Origin of the sequence: Comamonas badia DSM 17552, assembly GCF_000484635.1 — a bacterium.
Taxonomy (GTDB): Bacteria; Pseudomonadota; Gammaproteobacteria; order Burkholderiales; family Burkholderiaceae_C; genus Comamonas_C; species Comamonas_C badia.
The window spans coordinates 454,868-473,589 of the sequence record NZ_AXVM01000001.1; the positions used below are offsets into that span (position 1 = coordinate 454,868).

At 62.8% G+C, this 18,722-nt stretch carries 23 protein-coding genes and 2 tRNA genes; 4 read left to right on the plus strand and 21 right to left on the minus strand.

Going from position 1 to position 18,722, the window contains the following annotated elements; genetic code table 11:
* Positions 1–11: 11 nt before the first annotated feature.
* The 12 genes from nuoF to rpsO form a co-directional block, all read right to left on the minus strand.
* The gene (gene nuoF, locus K320_RS0102250; protein WP_024537259.1) at positions 12–1,361 is read right to left on the minus strand and encodes an NADH-quinone oxidoreductase subunit NuoF; all 1,350 of its coding nucleotides are present in this window, start codon (positions 1,359–1,361) and stop codon (positions 12–14) included.
* Positions 1,358–1,849: an NADH-quinone oxidoreductase subunit NuoE gene (gene nuoE, locus K320_RS0102255; protein WP_024537260.1), complete on the minus strand. Its 492-nt coding sequence runs from the start codon at positions 1,847–1,849 to the stop codon at positions 1,358–1,360. The genes nuoF and nuoE overlap by 4 nt, the downstream gene beginning before the upstream one ends.
* Complete coding sequence (locus K320_RS0102260) at positions 1,846–3,099, minus strand: NADH-quinone oxidoreductase subunit D (RefSeq protein ID WP_024537261.1); 1,254 nt, start codon at positions 3,097–3,099, stop codon at positions 1,846–1,848. The genes nuoE and K320_RS0102260 overlap by 4 nt, the downstream gene beginning before the upstream one ends.
* A complete protein-coding gene (locus K320_RS0102265) occupies positions 3,099–3,740 on the minus strand; it encodes an NADH-quinone oxidoreductase subunit C (protein WP_024537262.1) in 642 nt (213 codons plus the stop codon). The genes K320_RS0102260 and K320_RS0102265 overlap by 1 nt, the downstream gene beginning before the upstream one ends.
* Positions 3,741–3,753: 13 nt before the next feature.
* Positions 3,754–4,233, minus strand: coding sequence for a NuoB/complex I 20 kDa subunit family protein (locus K320_RS0102270; protein ID WP_024537263.1), 480 nt, complete (start codon positions 4,231–4,233; stop codon positions 3,754–3,756).
* A 24-nt stretch (positions 4,234–4,257) separates the two neighbouring features.
* On the minus strand, positions 4,258–4,617 hold the full coding sequence (locus tag K320_RS0102275) for an NADH-quinone oxidoreductase subunit A (protein WP_024537264.1): 360 nt from the start codon (positions 4,615–4,617) through the stop codon (positions 4,258–4,260).
* A gap of 67 nt (positions 4,618–4,684) precedes the next feature.
* Positions 4,685–4,769 (minus strand) — tRNA-Leu (locus tag K320_RS0102280).
* A 135-nt stretch (positions 4,770–4,904) separates the two neighbouring features.
* Positions 4,905–5,294 carry a preprotein translocase subunit SecG gene (gene secG, locus K320_RS0102285; RefSeq protein ID WP_024537265.1) on the minus strand — a complete coding sequence of 130 codons (390 nt, stop codon included), beginning with the start codon at positions 5,292–5,294 and terminating at the stop codon, positions 4,905–4,907.
* A gap of 34 nt (positions 5,295–5,328) precedes the next feature.
* Complete coding sequence (tpiA, locus tag K320_RS0102290; RefSeq protein ID WP_034342290.1) at positions 5,329–6,087, minus strand: triose-phosphate isomerase; 759 nt, start codon at positions 6,085–6,087, stop codon at positions 5,329–5,331.
* A 16-nt stretch (positions 6,088–6,103) separates the two neighbouring features.
* A complete protein-coding gene (locus K320_RS0102295) occupies positions 6,104–7,090 on the minus strand; it encodes an NAD(P)H-quinone oxidoreductase (protein ID WP_024537267.1) in 987 nt (328 codons plus the stop codon).
* Between the two features lie 81 nt (positions 7,091–7,171).
* The gene (pnp, locus tag K320_RS0102300; protein WP_024537268.1) at positions 7,172–9,427 is read right to left on the minus strand and encodes a polyribonucleotide nucleotidyltransferase; all 2,256 of its coding nucleotides are present in this window, start codon (positions 9,425–9,427) and stop codon (positions 7,172–7,174) included.
* Between the two features lie 216 nt (positions 9,428–9,643).
* The gene (gene rpsO, locus K320_RS0102305) at positions 9,644–9,910 is read right to left on the minus strand and encodes a 30S ribosomal protein S15 (protein WP_051384811.1); all 267 of its coding nucleotides are present in this window, start codon (positions 9,908–9,910) and stop codon (positions 9,644–9,646) included.
* 283 nt (positions 9,911–10,193) lie between these two features.
* On the opposite strand from rpsO, the gene K320_RS17945 reads away from it, so the two are divergent.
* Both K320_RS17945 and K320_RS0102315 read left to right on the plus strand, forming a co-directional pair.
* On the plus strand, positions 10,194–10,457 hold the full coding sequence (locus K320_RS17945; protein WP_024537270.1) for a hypothetical protein: 264 nt from the start codon (positions 10,194–10,196) through the stop codon (positions 10,455–10,457).
* An 80-nt stretch (positions 10,458–10,537) separates the two neighbouring features.
* A tRNA-Arg gene (locus K320_RS0102315) sits at positions 10,538–10,614 on the plus strand.
* Positions 10,615–11,027: 413 nt separating this feature from the next.
* On the opposite strand, the gene cutA is transcribed toward K320_RS0102315, so the two are convergent.
* Positions 11,028–11,366: a divalent-cation tolerance protein CutA gene (gene cutA / locus K320_RS0102320; RefSeq protein WP_024537271.1), complete on the minus strand. Its 339-nt coding sequence runs from the start codon at positions 11,364–11,366 to the stop codon at positions 11,028–11,030.
* Positions 11,367–11,470: 104 nt separating this feature from the next.
* On the opposite strand from cutA, the gene rpoH reads away from it, so the two are divergent.
* The gene (gene rpoH / locus K320_RS0102325; protein WP_024537272.1) at positions 11,471–12,412 is read left to right on the plus strand and encodes an RNA polymerase sigma factor RpoH; all 942 of its coding nucleotides are present in this window, start codon (positions 11,471–11,473) and stop codon (positions 12,410–12,412) included.
* Between the two features lie 30 nt (positions 12,413–12,442).
* Here the strand turns inward: rpoH and K320_RS0102330 are convergent, their stop codons facing one another.
* The 5 genes from K320_RS0102330 to K320_RS0102350 are packed head-to-tail and all read right to left on the minus strand — an operon-like array spanning position 12,443 to position 16,649.
* Positions 12,443–13,066: an SCO family protein gene (locus K320_RS0102330; protein WP_024537273.1), complete on the minus strand. Its 624-nt coding sequence runs from the start codon at positions 13,064–13,066 to the stop codon at positions 12,443–12,445.
* Positions 13,067–13,074: 8 nt separating this feature from the next.
* Positions 13,075–14,001, minus strand: a complete 927-nt coding sequence (gene cyoE / locus K320_RS0102335; RefSeq protein WP_024537274.1) for a heme o synthase — start codon at positions 13,999–14,001, stop codon at positions 13,075–13,077.
* A complete protein-coding gene (locus tag K320_RS0102340; RefSeq protein ID WP_024537275.1) occupies positions 13,998–15,191 on the minus strand; it encodes a COX15/CtaA family protein in 1,194 nt (397 codons plus the stop codon). Before K320_RS0102340 ends, cyoE begins: the two co-directional genes overlap by 4 nt.
* 8 nt (positions 15,192–15,199) lie before the next feature.
* The gene (locus tag K320_RS0102345) at positions 15,200–15,931 is read right to left on the minus strand and encodes a thioredoxin domain-containing protein (protein WP_029695733.1); all 732 of its coding nucleotides are present in this window, start codon (positions 15,929–15,931) and stop codon (positions 15,200–15,202) included.
* Positions 15,873–16,649: an SURF1 family protein gene (locus K320_RS0102350; RefSeq protein ID WP_024537277.1), complete on the minus strand. Its 777-nt coding sequence runs from the start codon at positions 16,647–16,649 to the stop codon at positions 15,873–15,875. The genes K320_RS0102345 and K320_RS0102350 overlap by 59 nt, the downstream gene beginning before the upstream one ends.
* A gap of 14 nt (positions 16,650–16,663) precedes the next feature.
* Between K320_RS0102350 and K320_RS0102355 the strand changes: the two genes are divergently transcribed.
* Positions 16,664–16,888, plus strand: coding sequence for a twin transmembrane helix small protein (locus K320_RS0102355; RefSeq protein WP_024537278.1), 225 nt, complete (start codon positions 16,664–16,666; stop codon positions 16,886–16,888).
* 82 nt (positions 16,889–16,970) lie between these two features.
* On the opposite strand, the gene K320_RS0102360 is transcribed toward K320_RS0102355, so the two are convergent.
* From K320_RS0102360 to K320_RS0102365, 3 genes are read right to left on the minus strand one after another with little or no spacing between them, the layout of a single operon-like run.
* On the minus strand, positions 16,971–17,852 hold the full coding sequence (locus K320_RS0102360) for a cytochrome c oxidase subunit 3 (protein WP_024537279.1): 882 nt from the start codon (positions 17,850–17,852) through the stop codon (positions 16,971–16,973).
* Between the two features lie 55 nt (positions 17,853–17,907).
* Complete coding sequence (locus K320_RS18525; RefSeq protein WP_084301144.1) at positions 17,908–18,102, minus strand: DUF2970 domain-containing protein; 195 nt, start codon at positions 18,100–18,102, stop codon at positions 17,908–17,910.
* Positions 18,099–18,722, minus strand: a complete 624-nt coding sequence (locus tag K320_RS0102365; protein WP_024537280.1) for a cytochrome c oxidase assembly protein — start codon at positions 18,720–18,722, stop codon at positions 18,099–18,101. Before K320_RS0102365 ends, K320_RS18525 begins: the two co-directional genes overlap by 4 nt.

Consider the following 18,722-nt stretch of genomic DNA (forward strand, 5'->3'; position numbering starts at 1 on the left):
TCTTTCCGCGATCAGGCGGCCTGCGCCTGCCGCGCCGCGGCCTCGATCTTGGCCACGAACTCATGCCGGTAATGCTTGATCATGGCGCGCACCGGCATGGCCGCCGCGTCGCCCAGCGCGCAGATGGTGCGACCCATGATGTTGAACGCCACTTCGTCGAGCTTCTCGATGTCTTCAGCACGCCCCTGTCCGTGCTGGACGCGGTGCACCATGCGCCAGAGCCAGCCCGTGCCCTCACGGCAGGGCGTGCACTGGCCGCAGGATTCGTGCATGTAGAAATACGACAGGCGCAGCAGGCATTCAACCATGTCGCGCGTCTCGTCCATCACGATGACCGCACCCGAACCAAGCATGGAGCCCGCCTTGGCGATGCTGTCGTAGTCCATGGTGCACTCATTCATGATGCTTGCGGGCAGCACCGGCGAGGACGAGCCCCCGGGGATCACCGCCTTGAGCTGGCGCCCGCCGCGCACACCACCCGCCAGTTCGAGCAGCTTGGTGAACGGGGTACCCAGCGGAATCTCGTAGTTGCCGGGTTTCTCCACGTCGCCCGAGATCGAGAAGATCTTGGTGCCGCCGTTGTTGGGCTTGCCGCACTCCAGATACTCCTGCGCGCTGTGGCGGAAGATCCAGGGCACGGCCGCGAAGGTCTCGGTGTTGTTGATCGTGGTCGGCTTGCCGTAGAGGCCGTAGCTTGCCGGGAACGGCGGCTTGAAGCGCGGCTGGCCCTTCTTGCCTTCCAGCGATTCAAGTAGCGCGGTTTCCTCGCCGCAGATGTAGGCGCCAAAACCGTGGTGCGCGTGCAGCTCGAAATCAAACCCGCTGCCCAGCAGGTTCTTGCCCAGGTAGCCGGCGGCGCGCGCCTCCTGCAGCGCCTCTTCAAAGCGTTCGTAGGTAGAGAAAATCTCGCCGTGGATGTAGTTGTAGGCCAGATTCACGCCCATCGCATACGCAGCGATCGCCATGCCTTCAATGACGATGTGCGGGTTGTACATCAGGATGTCGCGGTCCTTGAAGGTACCGGGCTCGCCCTCGTCGGAGTTGCAGCACAGGTGCTTGATGGGCGCATTCTTGGGCATGAAGCTCCACTTGAGCCCCGTGGGAAAGCCCGCGCCGCCGCGCCCGCGCAGGCCGGACGCCTTCACCGTGGCAATCACCTCGTCTGGCGTCAGCTTCTGCCCCCCGTCGGCCCCCAGAATCCTGCGCAGCGCCTGGTAGCCGTCACGCGCCTCGTAATCCTTCAGGCGCCAGTTGCTGCCATCGAGGCCTGCGTAAATCTGCGGGCTGATGTGGCGTCCGTGAAAGCAGGTTTCCTGCCCCTGCGCCTGAAAGGCCGACAGGACTTGCTGCACCGTGCTCATGCCTTGCCCTCCGCAGCGCGCAGGCCGTCGATCAGCGCATCGAGCTTGCCGTTGTCCATGCAGCTGCACATGTCGCGGTCATTGACCAGCATCACCGGCGCATCGCCGCAGGCACCCAGGCATTCGCACTCCTGCAGGGTGAACAGCCCATCGCCGGTGGTGTCGCCCATGGCAATGCCGAGCTTGCCTTGCAGATGCTCCATCGCCTGGCCGCCGCCACGCAGCTGGCAGGGCAGATTGGTGCAGACGGCGAACTTGAACTTGCCCACCGGTTTCTGGTTGTACATGTTGTAGAAGGTGGTGACTTCGTGCACCGCGATCGGCGGCATGCCGAGGTAGGCCGCCACTTCCACTTCAGTCTCCTGGCTGATCCAGCCCTGCTCCTGCTGGACGATCGCGAGGCACGCCATCACGGCCGAACGCTGCTGCTCGGCCGGGTACTTGGCCACTTCGCGGGCAAAACGCTCCCGGGTTGCTTCGCTGATCATCGGTCTATCTCTCCGAACACGATATCCATGGTGCCGATGATCGCCACGGCATCCGCGATCATGTGGCCGCGCACCAGCTCGTCGAACGCCGCCAGATGGGCAAAGCCCGGCGCACGAATTTTCAGGCGGTACGGCTTGTTCGCCCCGTCGCTCACCATGTAAATGCCGAACTCGCCCTTGGGATGCTCGGTACCCACGTAGGCCTCGCCCGCAGGCACGCGAAAACCTTCGGAGAAGAATTTGAAATGGTGAATCAGATCCTCCATGCCGGTCTTCATGCGCTCGCGCGGCGGCGGCGCGACCTTGTAGTTGTCCACGATCACCGGGCCGGGATTGGCGCGCAGCCAATCGACGCACTGCTTGATGATGCGATTGGACTGGCGCATCTCCTCGACGCGCACCAGATAGCGGTCATAGCAATCGCCGGTCTTGCCCACGGGGATATCGAAATCCATGCGGTCATAGACCTCGTAGGGTTGCTTCTTGCGCAAATCCCAGGCGATGCCCGAGCCGCGCAGCATCGGACCGGTGAGGCCCAGATTCAGCGCGCGCTCAGGCGAAACCACACCAACGCCCACGGTGCGCTGCTTCCAGATGCGGTTTTCCGTCAGCAGCACCTCGTAATCATCGACGCAGCCAGGAAAGCGCTGGGTGAAATCGTCGATGAAATCGAGCAGACTGCCTTGGCGGTTGCGGTTGAGATCGGCGATCGCCTTGGGGCTCTTGACCTTGCTCTGCTTGTACTGCGGCAGGCTGTCGGGCAGGTCGCGGTACACGCCGCCGGGGCGGAAATACGCGGCGTGCATGCGCGCGCCGGAGGCCGCCTCGTACATGTCGAACAGGTCTTCGCGCTCGCGGAAGGTCCACAGCAGCATGGTGGACGCACCGCAGTCGTGCCCGTGCGAACCCAGCCACATCAGGTGGTTCATCAGCCGCGTGATTTCGGCGAACATCACGCGGATGTACTGCGCGCGGATGGGCACCTCAAGGCCCAGCAGTTTCTCGATGGCCAGGCAATAGGCATGCTCGTTGCACATCATCGAGACATAGTCCAGCCGGTCCATGTAGGGCAGCGACTGGATGTAGGTCTTGGTCTCGGCGAGCTTTTCCGTCGCGCGGTGCAGCAGGCCGATGTGCGGGTCGGCGCGCTGGATCACCTCGCCGTCGAGTTCCAGCACCAGGCGCAGCACGCCGTGCGCGGCCGGGTGCTGCGGGCCGAAGTTCAGGGAATAGTTCTTGATTTCAGCCATTACCGGTTCACCCCGCCATGCCACTGGTCGCCGCGATCCAGCCCCGCGTAGTGGTCTTCGCGAATGACGCGCGGCGTGATCTCGCGCGGCTCGATGCTCACCGGCTCGTAGACCACGCGGCGCTGTGCCTCGTCGTAGCGCATTTCCACCTCGCCGGAGATCGGGAAATCCTTGCGGAAGGGATGGCCGATGAAGCCGTAGTCCGTCAGGATGCGGCGCAGGTCTTCATGGCCATCGAACACCACGCCGTACAGATCGAAGGCCTCGCGCTCGAACCAGTTGGCGGCGCTCCAGAGCGGCGTCACCGAGGGCACGATAGGAAAATCATCATCGGTGCAGAACACCCGCACGCGCACGCGCTGGTTCAGCGAGACCGAGAGCAGATGCGAGACCACCGCAAAACGCGGACCATCGGCGCCGACATCGCGCCAGGCCGAATAGTCCAGCGCGCACAGATCGATGAGCTGTTCAAATTTGCAATCGGGCGCATCGCGCAGCGTCTGCATCGCAGCCAGGTAGTTGGCCAGGGGCAGCACCACGGTGACTTCGCCCACCGCCAGCGTCACCTCGCTGGCCAGGCTGCCCAGGGCCGCTGCCACCGCGTCGCGCAGCGCTTCGGGACGGATTGCCACATCAGCCATGTTTGCCATCCCTTCAAGCGCGCGCAATGGTTTGCGTGCGGCGAATTTTCTGCTGCAGCTGAATGATGCCGTAGATCAGCGCCTCGGCCGTGGGCGGGCAGCCGGGTACGTAGACATCGACCGGCACGATGCGGTCGCAGCCGCGCACCACCGAATAGCTGTAGTGGTAATAGCCGCCGCCGTTGGCGCAGGAGCCCATGCTGATGACCCAGCGCGGCTCGGCCATCTGGTCGTAGACCTTGCGCAGCGCCGGCGCCATCTTGTTGCACAGCGTGCCGGCGACGATCATCAGGTCGGACTGGCGCGGGCTGGCGCGAAACACCTCGGCACCGAAGCGCGCCAGATCGTAGCGCGCAGCGGCCGCATGCATCATTTCGACGGCGCAGCAGGCCAGGCCAAAGGTCATCGGCCAAAGCGACCCGGTCTTGGCCCAGTTCACCACGGCGTCATAGCTCATGGTGACGAAGCCTTCCTTCATCACACCTTCAATCATGGCAACAACCTCTCAAACACCCGTTCATTCCCATTCAAGGGCGCCTTTTTTCCATTCGTAGACAAAGCCCACGACCAGAATGGCCAGAAAGACGAACACGGCAAGCAACCCTGCGATGCCCACCTGCTTGAGCGCCACGGCCCAGGGAAACAGGAAGGCGATTTCCAGATCGAACAGTATGAACAGAATCGCGACGAGGTAGTAGCGCACGTCGAACTTCATGCGCGCATCGTCAAAGGCCTCGAAACCGCATTCGTAGGCGGAATTCTTGGCGGGATCGGGTCGGTTGGGGCCAAGGATCCAGCCCAGCAGCAGCGGAATCACGCCTATGGCCAGGCCCACCAGGATGAACAAGAGTACGGGGAGGTAGGCTTCAAGGTTCATCGGGTCGATCTACTTTGCACGGGGCCACCCTCTTCGCTCTCGCGAGCACGGGAGAGTGTCCCTGATGTGGTGCCGTCGGCGAGACTCGAACTCGCACAGCTTTCGCCACTACCCCCTCAAGATAGCGTGTCTACCAATTCCACCACGACGGCTTGTTGTAGGCATCCGGAAAAGCGCAGGAGGGCCGAACAGTTGTTCGTTGGAGTCTTCCGGACAACGGGCAATTCTAACCCGTAAAAACCCTCACCCCAGGACTGGGCAAGGCCTTTTTGCGCTGCCCGCCGCGCTCACTTTGTCGGGATCTGGTTGCTGTCGGCTCCGGCCTTCGCTGGCGCCTCGTCGCCTGGCGCCGCAGGCGCATCAGCCGCCGGCTTGGGTGCCGCAGGCGCCGTGCCGACAGACCTTTCGAGCACGCTGTCCACGCTGTTGTTCACCGGGCGCTGGTTGCCAAAATAGGCCAGTGTCAGTGTTGCGACAAAAAACACCGTCGCAAGCACCGCAGTGGTGCGCGAGAGAAAGTTGGCACTGCCGCTGGCGCCGAACACGCTGCCCGCGCTGCCGCTGCCAAAGGCCGCACCCATGTCCGCCCCCTTGCCATGCTGTATGAGGATCAGGCCGATCATGGCAATCGCCGCAATCATTTGCACGGCAAAGACGATGTTGAGCAGTAGATGCATCTTAATTTACTCCGATATTCATAGCTGTCAGCGCTTATAAATCATGCGTTGAGCCGATAATTTTTAAAAAATCTGGCGCCTTGAGCGCGGCACCGCCGATCAGGCCGCCGTCGATGTCGGGCTGGGCCAGCAGGTCGGCGGCGTTGGCCGCGTTCATGCTGCCGCCATAGAGCAGCGGCACATTCGCCGCGCCCGGTTGCGCGCCCGCCAGCTGCGCACGCAAGGCCGCATGCACCTGCTGGGCCTGCTCCGGCGTCGCGGTGCGCCCGGTGCCTATGGCCCACACAGGCTCGTAGGCCACGGCGATGCGCGCCGCATCAGACCCCAGCAGCGCCAGTACAGCCCCCAACTGGCGCGCCACCACGGCATCGGTCTGCCCGGCCTCGCGCTCGCCCAGAGTCTCTCCTACGCAGACGATGGGCGTGATGCCGTGCACCAGCAGCCGCTGCGCCTTCGCCGCCACCACGGCATCGGCTTCGCCGTGGTACTGGCGCCGCTCGGAATGCCCCACGAGGCAATGCCGCACGCCGAATTCCGCCAGCATCGCCGCCGAGGTTTCGCCGGTGAAAGCGCCCTTCTCGTGCCGCGAAACATCCTGCGCCCCGAGTTCGATGGCGCCGCCAGCCAGCAACTGCCGCACCTGCGCGAGGTAGGGCATGGGAACGGCGACGGCCACCCTGCACGCTGGCGCCTGCGCGCGCAGACCTTCGCCAATGGCACTGAGCAATTCGGCATTGGCCTGGAGGCCACCGTTCATCTTCCAGTTGCCGGCTATGAATTTCTGGCGTTTCATGACTGCCATCACCTCTTCACCACGTCAGAACAATCTTGCCGATGTGCTGGTTCGATTCCATCAGCGCATGGGCCTTGGCGGCATCGGCTGCCGCAAAAGTGGCATGGATCACGGGTTTGAGCGCACCGCCCGCAAACAGCGGCCAGACCTGCGTGCGCAAGGATTGCGCGATCGCCCCCTTGAATGCCACCGGCCGCACACGCAGCGTGGAGCCGGTGACCGTGAGGCGCTTGCGCAGCACCAGGCCAGCGTTGAGCTCCGACCTGATGCCGCCCTGGACGGCGATGATGACCAGGCGCCCGTCTTCGGCCAGGCACTGCACTTCGCGCGCCACGTAGTCGCCCGCCACCATGTCCAGGATCACGTCCACGCCGCGTCCATCGGTCAGACGCTGCACCTCGGCAACAAAATCCTGCGACTTGTAGTTGATCGCATGCTGCGCGCCGAGTCGCACGCAGGCGGCGCATTTTTCTTCGCTGCCCGCCGTGGCCAGCACTGTCGCGCCAAAGGCTTTCCCAAGCTGGATCGCCGTCACGCCAATGCCGCTGCTGCCGCCCTGCACCAGCAGGGTTTCACCGGCCTTCAGACGACCGCGGTCAAAAACGTTGCTCCAGACCGTGAAGTAGTTCTCGGGCAGCGATGCCGCCTCCACATCACCCAGGCCCTCGGGCACCGGCAGGCATTGCGCGACGGGCGCGACGCAGTGGTCGGCATAGCCCCCGCCCGCCACCAGCGCGCAGACGCGATCGCCGACCGCAAGGCCCGCCTGCGCCAGCGCGGCGCCATCACCGGAAACAACGGTGCCCGCCACCTCCAGCCCCGGCAGATCCGACGCACCGGGCGGCGGCGGGTAGTGGCCCAGGCGCTGGATCACGTCCGGGCGGTTCACGCCGCTGGCGGCCACGCGGATCAGCAACTCGCCAAGGCCTGGCTGCGGCACGGGCCGCTCGCCCAGCCGCAGGTTCTCCGCCGGGCCAAACGCCGTGATCTCAACGGTACGCATCACTGCAGTCATTTCAATTTGGAATCAAAAGTGCCGCCAGCGCATGCTGGACATGCGGTAGCAGCACTGGTTTTGATAGCTTCAGATTTCACCTTGCGCCGGGCTCTCGTCGCGCGGCGCCTCTTCACGCGGTGCGCGGTCATGGTCGCGCCCACCGCGGCGGTAGCCGCGATCTCCGCGGTCACCACGCTCGCCGTAGCCGCCGCGCCCGCCGTTGTCACCCTCCGGGCGGTCTTCACGCGCGGGGCGATCCAACAAGGCCTTCATCGACAGTTTCACGCGGCCCTTTTCGTCGGTTTCCAGCACCTTGACCTTGACGATCTGGCCTTCCTGCAGATAGTCGCCCACGTTCTCCACCCGCTCATGCGCGATCTGGCTGATGTGCAGCAGGCCGTCCTTGCCCGGCAGGATGTTCACAAGGGCGCCGAAGTCCAGAATCTTGGTGACCGGGCCTTCGTACACACGACCCACCTCGGCTTCGACCGTGAGCAGCTCGATGCGGCGCTTGGCCTCGTCGGCCTTGGCGGCGTCGTTGCTGGCGATGGTGATGGTGCCGTCTTCGTTGATGTTGATCTGCGTGCCGGTTTCCTCGGTCAGCTGGCGGATGGTGGCGCCGCCCTTGCCGATCACGTCGCGGATCTTCTCGGGGTTGATCTTCATGGTGTAAAGCTTGGGCGCGAAGCTGGAAATCTCTTCCTTCGCGCCGCCCAGCGCCTGCTCCATCTTGCCCAGGATATGCATGCGCGCTTCCTTGGCCTGGGCCAGTGCCACCTGCATGATTTCCTTGGTGATGCCCTGGATCTTGATGTCCATCTGCAACGCCGTCACGCCCGCCGTGGTGCCCGCGACCTTGAAATCCATGTCGCCCAGGTGATCCTCGTCGCCCAGGATGTCGGTGAGCACCGCGAACTTGTTGTCTTCCTTGATCAGCCCCATGGCGATGCCGGCCACGTGCGCCTTCATCGGCACGCCCGCGTCCATCAGCGACAGGCAGCCGCCGCAGACCGAGGCCATCGACGAGGAGCCGTTGGACTCGGTGATCTCGGAGACCACGCGCACGGTGTAGGGGAACTCTTCCTTGCTCGGCAGACAGGCGATCAGCGCGCGCTTGGCCAGGCGCCCGTGGCCGACTTCGCGGCGCTTGGTCGAGCCCATGCGGCCGACTTCGCCGGTGGCGAACGGAGGCATGTTGTAGTGGAACAGGAAGCGGTCCTCGAACTCGCCGGCGAGTGCGTCGATGCGCTGCGCGTCGCGCTCGGTGCCCAGCGTGGTGAGCACCAGCGCCTGGGTTTCGCCGCGCGTGAAGAGGGCCGAACCGTGGGTACGCGGCAGCACGCTGGTGCGGATTTCGATCGGCCGCACGGTGCGCGTGTCACGCCCGTCGATGCGCGGCTCGCCCGCCAGAATCTGGCCGCGCACGATGCGCGCCTCGGTCTCGAACAGCAGGTTGTCCACGTTCACCGGGTCGAACGCCACGCCCTGCTCCGTCAGGCCCGCCTTCACGGCCGCATAGGCCTCGCGGCAGGCCTGGGTGCGCACCTGCTTGTTCCGGTGGTGGTAGGCGGCGCGCAGTTTTTCTTCACCCAGCGCATTCACCTTGGCGATCAGCGCCTCGTCCTTGGGCGCAGCCTGCCAGTCCCACACCGGCTTGCCGGCGTCGCGCACCAGCTCGTGGATGGCATTGATGGCAACCTGGCTCTGCTCGTGGCCATAGACCACGGCACCCAGCATCACGTCTTCGGGCAGTTGCTGCGCTTCGGATTCGACCATCAGCACGGCGGCTTCGGTGCCGGCCACGACGAGGTCAAGCTGGCTGCTCTTGCGCTGCGTCTGGCCGGGATTGAGCACGTACTCGCCGTTGATGTAGCCCACGCGCGCGGCGCCGATCGGGCCGTTGAACGGAATGCCCGACACCGACAGGGCGGCGCTCACGGCGATCATGGCGGCGATGTCGGCGTCCACCTCGGGGTTGAGCGAGACGGTGTGGATGACCACATGCACCTCGTTGTAGAAGCCTTCGGGGAACAGCGGGCGGATCGGGCGGTCGATCAGGCGGGAGGTCAATGTCTCCAGCTCGGACGGCTTGGCCTCGCGCTTGAAGAAATTGCCTGGAATCTTGCCCGCGGCGTAGGTTTTTTCGATGTAATCCACCGTCAGCGGGAAAAAATCCTGCCCCGGCTTGGCGTTCTTCGATGCCACCACGGTGGCCAGCACCACGGTGTCGTCGATGTTGACCAGCACGGCTCCGCTGGCCTGGCGGGCAATCTCGCCGGTTTCCATGGTGACCTGATGCTGGCCCCACTGGAAGGTCTTGGTGGTTTTGTTGAACAGGGTCATTGTTTGCTCCAATGAAAATAGCTGCTTGCGTATGTGCAGCCTTGGTTTGAAGGTCAAACAGATCGCGATGCCATTCCAGTCATGCGCTGAGCACTCCTTTTTTGGAAGCCAACACAGGATTGGAATGACACAGCTTCGCTCTGCCTGAATCCCTCTTGAAAAAACAAAACGCCCGGGCCAGGGCTCCCAGCTCAGGCGTTGCAGGGCCGAAGGCGCTTACTTGCGCAGGCCGAGCTTGGCGATCAGCGCCGTGTAGCGCTCGGCATCCTTGGCCTTGAGGTAATCCAGCAGCTTGCGGCGGCGGCTCACCATGCGCAGCAGGCCACGGCGACCATGGTGGTCCTTGCTGTGCTCCTTGAAGTGCGGCGTGAGTTCGTTGATGCGCGCGGTGAGCAGTGCCACCTGCACTTCAGGACTGCCGGTATCGGTGGCGGTGCGCGCATTGGCCTTGACCACCTCGGCCTTGGCGGAAGAAGAAATCATGATGTTTCCTTGGGGTGGAGCGCCAGCGCTGGCCGCGATCTGCGCATCGTGCGCGCTTTTCGTGCCGGACGGGCCCCGGTGTTACTTGCGCCAGCGGCTGAAACATCCTCTGGCGTGCGTCCTGCACCATGCAGAACCAGATGATTATAAGTCGTGTCCCCCATCTTGGCTATGGATGCTTTCCCCCAGCATCCCGCAATGAAAAGCTGCCACCATCACGGCACACAAAATTCCTTGAAACCCACGCAGCATGTACCCAGACACCCCACTTCCCCGCAGGCCGATGCTCCGGCTGACCGTCCTCGCCGTCACTGCTTGCGCCTGGCTCGCGCTGGCGCCCGTCGCGCAGGCCGGCGCGAAAAGCAAGAAAGAGCCAGGCACGACCCACCCTACGACAAAGAAGCGGGCTGTGAAAGTGAACAATTCGGTGGAAGCTGCCGCGGAGCGCAAACGGCGCCTGGCTGCAGCGCGCGAAGAACGCCGCCTGACCCGCGAATGCCGCGGCATGCCCAATGCCGGGGCCTGCCTCGGCTATGCACGCCAATGACCCTGGCCCAGAATCTACACGTGATTTACGCATGGAATACATGAAAACAACCACAAAGCTGCGCTATACTTGCGCGCTTCGCGGCTGTAGCTCAGCTGGATAGAGTACTTGGCTACGAACCAAGGGGTCGTGGGTTCGATTCCTGCCAGCCGCACCACTGCAAGGGCTCCTGATTGAAAGATCAGGAGCCCTTTCCTTTCCCGGCCACAGCCTCAAGCCTTCCAACAGACAGGCTGACAAAAGCGCTACAGCGTGGAAGCACATCGAACCGAAGCAGCGCGGGCTGGCACGCCATCGTCACCACCCCAGTCCGCCACGCCCGCACAACCTACCACCAAGCAGTCCAATGGGAGGCCGGGTTCGGACACCACGCGATTTTTGGAGAAGCCGAGTCGGCGCAATGCGCTGCCCAAGGCATTGTCCGCACCGCCGGTGGACAGGAAATCCGCTTTAACGTGCAACTTTCCACGAGGTTTGCTTCCAGAGGCCCCTGCGGCTCCCGCGAGAAAACGGCGGCGCCGGCACCATGCGGCAAATCGATCCGGCCGCATGGCCCGCCTCTGCCTCCAGTCAATCACCGGGCGCCGTTTCCTGCGCTACCCAGGCCGCATAGGCCGAATCAGCGCGCAGGGAGTGAATCACCAGTTCGGGCAATGCGTACGGATGCAGCCGCTGCAGCAACGCGATCAGCGCACCGGTTCTTTCCGGCACCGTCTTGCACTCCAACCGCCATTCAGCCTCATGCCGCAGCACACCCTGCCAGCGATAGTGTGATTGCACTGGCAGCACCTGCACACAGGCAGCCAGCCGCCGGGCCACCGCCGCGCCCGCGAGGCGTTCGGCATCCTCGGCGCTTCCCACCGTCGTCGTGACGAGAGTGATCAGATGCAAGCCTGCGAGATGCCCCATGCCGACAGTGTGGCACGAATGGCTTCATGCACGCGGAACTTTGGATTTAGCACTCCATCGAACCGAGTGCTAACATCCCGCCCATGCAAGAAAGGACATCCGACATGGCCCTGAACAACGCTTCCGCCGCAACGATAACGACACTGACCCGCGCCAATCCGTGGGCCATGGTGCCGCCGCTGGGCAATCTGGACGCGTACATCACGGCAGTCAACCGCCTGCCCATGCTGACGCTGGAAGAAGAGCAGCGCTACGCCCGGGAACTGCGTCAGGACAACGACCTGGAGTCTGCCGGGCGCCTGGTGCTCTCGCACCTGCGTCTGGTGGTTGCCATTTCGCGCCAATACCTGGGCTACGGCCTGCCGCATGGAGACCTGATCCAGGAAGGCAACATCGGGCTCATGAAGGCCGTCAAGCGCTTTGACCCGGATCAGGGTGTGCGTCTGGTGAGCTACGCCATGCATTGGATCAAGGCGGAAATCCACGAATACATCCTGAAAAACTGGCGCATGGTGAAGGTCGCCACCACCAAGGCACAGCGCAAGCTGTTCTTCAACCTGCGCTCCATGAAGCAGGAGTTCAAGGCCGACGCACAGGATGCCCAGACCTACCGCGAAACGCTGACGGAGCATGAGATCGACACCGTTGCGCGCCAGTTGAACGTCAAGCCCGAAGAAGTGGTCGAGATGGAAACGCGCATGTCCGGCGGCGACGTGCTGCTCGATCCCGCGCCCAGTGACGATGGTGAAATGGCGTTCGGGCCGATTGCCTACCTGTCGGATGCAGCGCATGAACCCACGGCCATGATCGAGTCGCGCCAGCGTGATGCGCTCGCCTCTCAGGGCATTTCGACAGCGCTCGAAGGTCTGGATGCGCGCAGCCGCCGCATCGTCGAGGAGCGCTGGCTCAAGGTGAACGACGACGGCTCGGGCGGCATGACGCTGCATGAGCTCGCCGCGGAGTACGGCGTCAGCGCCGAGCGCATCCGCCAGATCGAAGTGGCGGCAATGAAAAAAATGAAAAAGGCGTTGGTCGAATACGCCTGAACCTGCGACGCGCGCAAGGGCGCCGCGGCCTCAGCCGCGCGCCGACGCCTCGGCAAGCAGCAGGCGTATGTCGTCCGCCAAAGGCTGCACCCCCACGCCATAGCGCTGAAAGAGGCGCAGCCGGCCGCTGGGATCAAACACGTACAAGCCTGCCGAGTGGTCCATGGTATAGCTCGTCGGCGTGGGGCCGGGTACCTGCTTGTAGAAAATCTTGAAATCCTTGGCAACGGCGGCGAGTTCCTGCGCAGAGCCGCGCAGCGCGAGGAAAGAGGGATCGAAATTGACCATGTAGGCCTTGAGGATCTCCGGCGTATCGCGTTCGGGATCGACGGTGACGAAGATGACCTGCAACTTGTCACCATCGGCACCCAATTCAGACTTGACCTGGGCCATTTCCGACATGGTCGTCGGACAGACATCCGGGCAATGGGTGTAGCCAAAGAAAACCGTCACCACCTTCCCGGCGAAATCCGAGAGGTGCCGCGCCTTGCCGAATTGATCTGTCAGCGGCAGATCCTTCGCATAGTCAACACCGGTGATATCCACCCCTTTGAACGCCGGTTTGGAAGCTTCAGAGCAGGCAGTAAAAATGACTGGCGCGCTTGCAAACAGTGCGCCAGAGGCTATGGTTTTGATGAATCTTCTTTTTTGCATCCAGGCCATCAGAACACGTAATGATCCACCAGCAGCGCAGCAAACAGAGCGCTCAGGTGGAAGATGGAAAAGCGGAAAGTCTTGCGCGCCAGTTGATCCGAATAGCTGCGCCACAACCGGAACCCATACCAGCAAAAGCCCAGGCTCAGACCAATGGCGGCCGTCAGGTAAATCCAGGAGCTCATGCCGTACACGAAAGGCATCAGACAGGCGGCAAACAAAACCCACGTATAGAGAAAGACCTGCAGCCGGGTGAATTGGTTCCCGTGCGTCACCGGCAGCATGGGGAGTCCCGATTTGCGGTAATCGTCGGCCCGGTAGAGCGCCAGCGCCCAAAAATGCGGCGGCGTCCACAGAAAAATGATCAGGCACATGATCCAGGCTTCCGGCCCCACTTGCCCTGCCATCGCCGCCCAGCCCAGCACCGGCGGCATGGCCCCGGAAGCACCGCCAATGACGATGTTCTGCGGCGTCAGCGGCTTCAGGACCACGGTGTAGATGATCGCGTAACCGACAAAGGTGGCCAAGGTCAGCCACATCGTCAGCGGATTGATGAACACATACAGTACCGCGCAGCCGAGCAGATTCAACCCGGCGGCAAATGCCAGCGTCTGGCGGTTGGACAATTCACCCCGGGCGGTAGGCCGCCACGCCGTCCGCCTCATGCGCGCATCCATCGTCTGCTCAATGATGCAATTGAACGCCGCCGCCGCCGCCGAGACGCACCAGATGCCAAAACTTGCGACAGCCATGCGCCACCACAGGGCCAGTGACGGCACACCGGGCACCGCCATCACCATGCCGATGAAAGCGCAGAAAACGATCAACTGAACCACTCTGGGCTTGGTCAAGGCATAGAACTGCAGCGCACGCGCCGGCAAGGTACGCCGTGGCGCCGTGGCGGAATGCTGATCGGAGGTATGGACTGCTGTCATGCAGACGCTCCCGAAGAAGATGAAATAGCAAACGTCGCGGGCGTTGGCTTCTGCAGTGTTTCCGGCACCTTCGTCGCCGCCAGCGCCCAGACCAGCACCACCAGCAGCGCAGCGGCGCCGCCGGTATGCATGACGGCCGCCACCAGAGGCCAGCCCAGGACAACGTTGGACAAGCCCGTCAAAAATTGAAGCAAAAGCAGTCCCGCCAACCAGCGGCCCTGCAAAGCCAGGCTGCCCGATCGCCCCATGCGCCAGGCAAGCCAGCCCAGCACGGCGAGCACCACATACGCAGCAAGCCGGTGCACGTAGTGAATGGCCGTGAGGCCTTCAAAGCTGATATGGCTGCCGTCGGCCAGCAAACCCAGGCCGCGCCAGAGCTGGAACCCCTCGCCAAACGCCATCGGTGGCCACCAGCTCCCCTGGCATTGGGGAAACGTGGAGCACACCAATACCGCGTAATTGGTGCTGACCCATCCGCCCAGCAGCAACTGCAGCAGCACCAGCAGGACCCCAAACACCAGCCCCGTGCGCAGGCCTTGCGCCACTGGCGCAGGCGCCGTGGCATGGACCCTGAATGTCTGCTGCACAGCCTGCACGCACAGCAGCGCCAGCAGGACCGCACCACCCAACAAATGCAAGGTGACAATTGCGGGGAAGAGGCGCATGGTCACGGTCAATGCGCCGAAGGCCCCCTGCACACACACCCATGCGAGCGTCGCGGTGACCCACCAGCGCGAGATGGAGGGAGCCTCTCCCCGTCCCTTGCGCCAGCGGCGCCATTGCCACCAGGCCGCAACGGTGAGCAGCACAATGAGCGCCCCCACCCCCGTCGCAAGATAGCGATGGACCATTTCTATCCACGCCTTGGCATGGGTGACCGGGCCACTGGGCAGCGCCGACTGCGCGGCGCTGATCTGCGGGTTGGCCTGCACAGGATTGGATTGGCCATAGCACCCAGGCCAGTCCGGACAGCCCAGGCCTGAATCGGTCAGCCGCGTAAAGGCACCAAACAGCACCAGATCGAACGTCAGAAACAGCGTGAGCACCGTCAGCGCCTGCAGGCGCCGCGCCTCGGTGCTCCCGCGGTGACGCCAGGCGATCCAGGCAAGCGGCACTACCGCCAGCAACGCGCCAAAAGCCAGCAGTTCCCAGACGGGAGCCAAGTCATAGGCAGGAATCGGATGTGCCATGAAAGGCCTCAGTCGCGGCCGGGCTGGTCCCAGCTCGCAGACGCACGCAGCAGCCGGGAGAGATCTCTCTTGGCCTTTTCCGCCATGTCAACCGTAAGATGCGCCGGGAAACGCATCATCCAGTTGCCCATCGGGTCCACCAGATACAGGTGGTCCTCCAGTCGCTGCCCCGCCCGCGGGGCCAGCCACGCCTGCAACGCAGGGCGGTCAATATGCAGCACCGTCGCATCAGCCAAGGCTGCCCGTATTTCTGTCGGCGGCACGCCATTGTCCGGGATCAGCCATACCCAGTCCATCCGGTCGCGCTCCTTGCCCAGGCTCTCGCGCAACTGGCGTTGAAGATACAGATTGCTGCGGCAGGTGTCGTCGCACGCACCGTCCGCCACGCTGACCAGCAGCCACTGGCGCTTGAGATCACCCAGCGGCTCCGCCTTGCCGTCGAGCGTGGTGACACGCAGATCCACAGGCATGGGCCGCATCGGTTCGATCAATTCGCCAAAGTTCAGCAAGGCACCATGCGGGCGCGCAACGTAATACATGAAATAGGAAGCCGCAACCGGGGCCACGCTGATCAGCAGCATCAGCCACAGCTGCCAGCGGCCCTTGCGCGACTGCGGCAATTGCGTTGCCTCCCCGGCAACCGGCATGCTGTGCACCGTCAGAGCAACCGGATCGTCCGCATCAACGCGCAACGCCTGCGCGTCGTCGAGAGAAAGGTCGGATGATTTGAAACCAGACATAGAGAACCAATACCAAGGCAGAGAACCCGAACCATTGAAATGCGTAGCCATAGTGCATCGCCACGCCGCTGTCGGGCGCTGCCCAATCGCGCTGCAGTCCGTCGCTGGCAGCATCCGTTTGCACCACGGTGAGCGGCAGCAGATCGAGCGAATAGTCGCTCGCATAGGCCGCGATGGTGAGATTTTGCCGTATGTCCGATGCCCCTTGTCCCGGTGCACCGCCAGAGAACTCAAACAGTCTGCCTGGTTCACCTGCAAGGTAGCCATCCACGGCCACTTCACCCGCCGGTGTCTGGACGGGAGCAAGCCGGGTACGGACATCCCTATCACGCGCAATCCAGCCGCGCTGCACTGCGACAATCGCCTGGGTGCCGGACAACCGCAGCGGCGTAAAAACATAAAACCCCGGACGCCCCCGTATCTGCCGGTTGTCCAGATACACCGTTGCGTCAGGCATCCATTCACCGCGCAATTGCACCCGCCGATACGCCAATTCCGGCGTGATCGCATGGAGACCGCGCAGGGCACCCAGGAACTGCAACGGCATCAAGGGGGGAAGGCCTGCATGCGACAGCATGGCCGCGTGAAGGGCCTGCTTCTGGGCGGCGCGCGACAATTGCCAGCGGCCCAGCGAGGCCGTCACAACCATGCAAAGCAACGCCGCCAGCGCCACAATGGCGAATCGCCAGCGAAAATACATTCCCTGGTCGTCAGACATCCGAATCACCCACCATGAAAATCGCAATCACCCTGGCGTTTCTCGCCATCCTCGGCAGCCTGGGGGCCGCTCTGTATTTCATGATGCGCAGGAATGGCAGCAACGCCGATTCGAGCAAGCGCATGGCAGGAGCACTGGCGGTGCGCGTGGGCATTTCCGTAGCCTTGTTCATTTGCCTGCTCATTGCCTGGAAACTAGGGTACATCCAGCCAACGGGGCTTGCTGTCAGCGATCTCTAAGTTCTGGAAGAATCAGGGCGAATGCCATGAAAAAAGCGCCTCGCGGCGCTTTCTTCATGCGCGGCATCCTGCCTCGTGCGCATCACATCCAGTACACCAGGATATACAACCCCAGCCACACCACGTCCACGAAGTGCCAATACCACGCAGCCCCCTCAAGGCCAAAGTGGTGTTTGGCAGTGAAATGGCCGCTTTGCAGGCGCAGGGTAATGAAAAACAGCATCAGCATGCCCACCAGCACGTGGAAGCCGTGGAAGCCCGTGAGCATGAAGAAGGTGGAGCCGAAGATGCCGGAACTCAGCTTGAGATTGAGTTCGGTATACAAATGGTGGTATTCGTAGGCCTGCACACACAGGAAGACAAAACCCAGCAGAACGGTCAGCCACATGAAGGCAATGGTCTTTGCGCGGTTGCTGGCCAGCAACGCGTGGTGTGCAATGGTCAGCGTCACCCCTGACGTGAGCAACAGGGCCGTGTTGATCGTCGGCAGCCAAAACGGTCCCACCGTCTGGAAAGGTTCGACGGTATTGCCCGGTGAAGCGGTTGCACCGGCAGCCAGACTGGGCCAAACCGCCTTGAAGTCGGGCCAGAGAATATGGTGTGCCAGATCTCCAAGTTCCGGCACCGAGTGCACGCGCCCCCACCACAACGCAGTGAAGAAGGAACCAAAGAACATCACTTCGGAAAAAATGAACCAGCTCATGCCCCAGCGGTAGGAGACATCCACCCGTCGGCTGTTCAGGCCACCTTCACTCTCGTGTATCGCATCCCGAAACCACTGGAACAGCACGACCAGCCACCAGACCAGGCCAAAGAGGAAGAGATAGCCGCCACCACTGAGGTCATTGAACCAGCTTGCCGTACCAATCAGCATCATGAACACGCCCAGCATCGCCATCGCGGGATGGTTGGACGGGTGAGGCACAAAGTAGTACGGGGTTGCCCCTTGGGAAGATGCACTCATTTTTCTACTCCTCGGTTCTCGGACTATCAATCCGTGTTTTTCTGCTGCTGCAGGCTCATGCGATCCAATGCACCAGGCCCAGCAAGGCCAGTACAAACAGCAGCGTTGCCCCCAGGGCGGTAAATATCAATGGCAATGGACGCAACGCACGCTGATCCTGCCCATGTTTGGAGCTATTGCGAATGCCAATCAGCGACCAAGCCACCGTTCGCACGGTCTGCAGCCACGACGGGCGCGCCTTCTCAGTCATGACCCTGCGACTCCAGACGTTCGCGCCGGTGCCCGCGCTGTCGAATTTGGTGGCGGCGGCGTTGCCCCGCCCACCTCAAAAAACGTGTACGACAGCGTAATGGTCTGCACATCCTTGGAGAGCTTGGGATCGATCACGAAAGTGACTGGCCATTCCTTCCTCTCTCCTGGGTTCAGGGTGTATTGGTTGAAGCAGAAACACTCAAGCTTGTGAAAGTGGGGGCCGGCCTGCCTCGGCGCGTAGCTGGGAATGGCCTGGGCAGCCATGCGCCGGTCCTGCACGTTCTGGAACTCATACATCACGGTCGCCATTTCGCCTGGGTGAACCTGCATGGTCCGCTGAGCGGGTTTGAACTCCCAAGGTCCGCGCGCGTTGGCGTCAAACTGAACCGTGATGGTCCGTGTGCGGTCAACCTGTGTATTGGCAGCACGGGTACGTGCTGCATCGCCGGAATACCCGTTGCCCGGGACCTGCGTCTCCTGCAGCGACAGGATGTTGATCCCGGTCGCTTCGCAGATCGCGCGGTACAGCGGAATCAGCGTATAGCCAAACGCAAACATGCCACAGGCAACCACCAGCAACTTGCCCACCATCTTGGCATTTTCAGCACGCAGATTCAC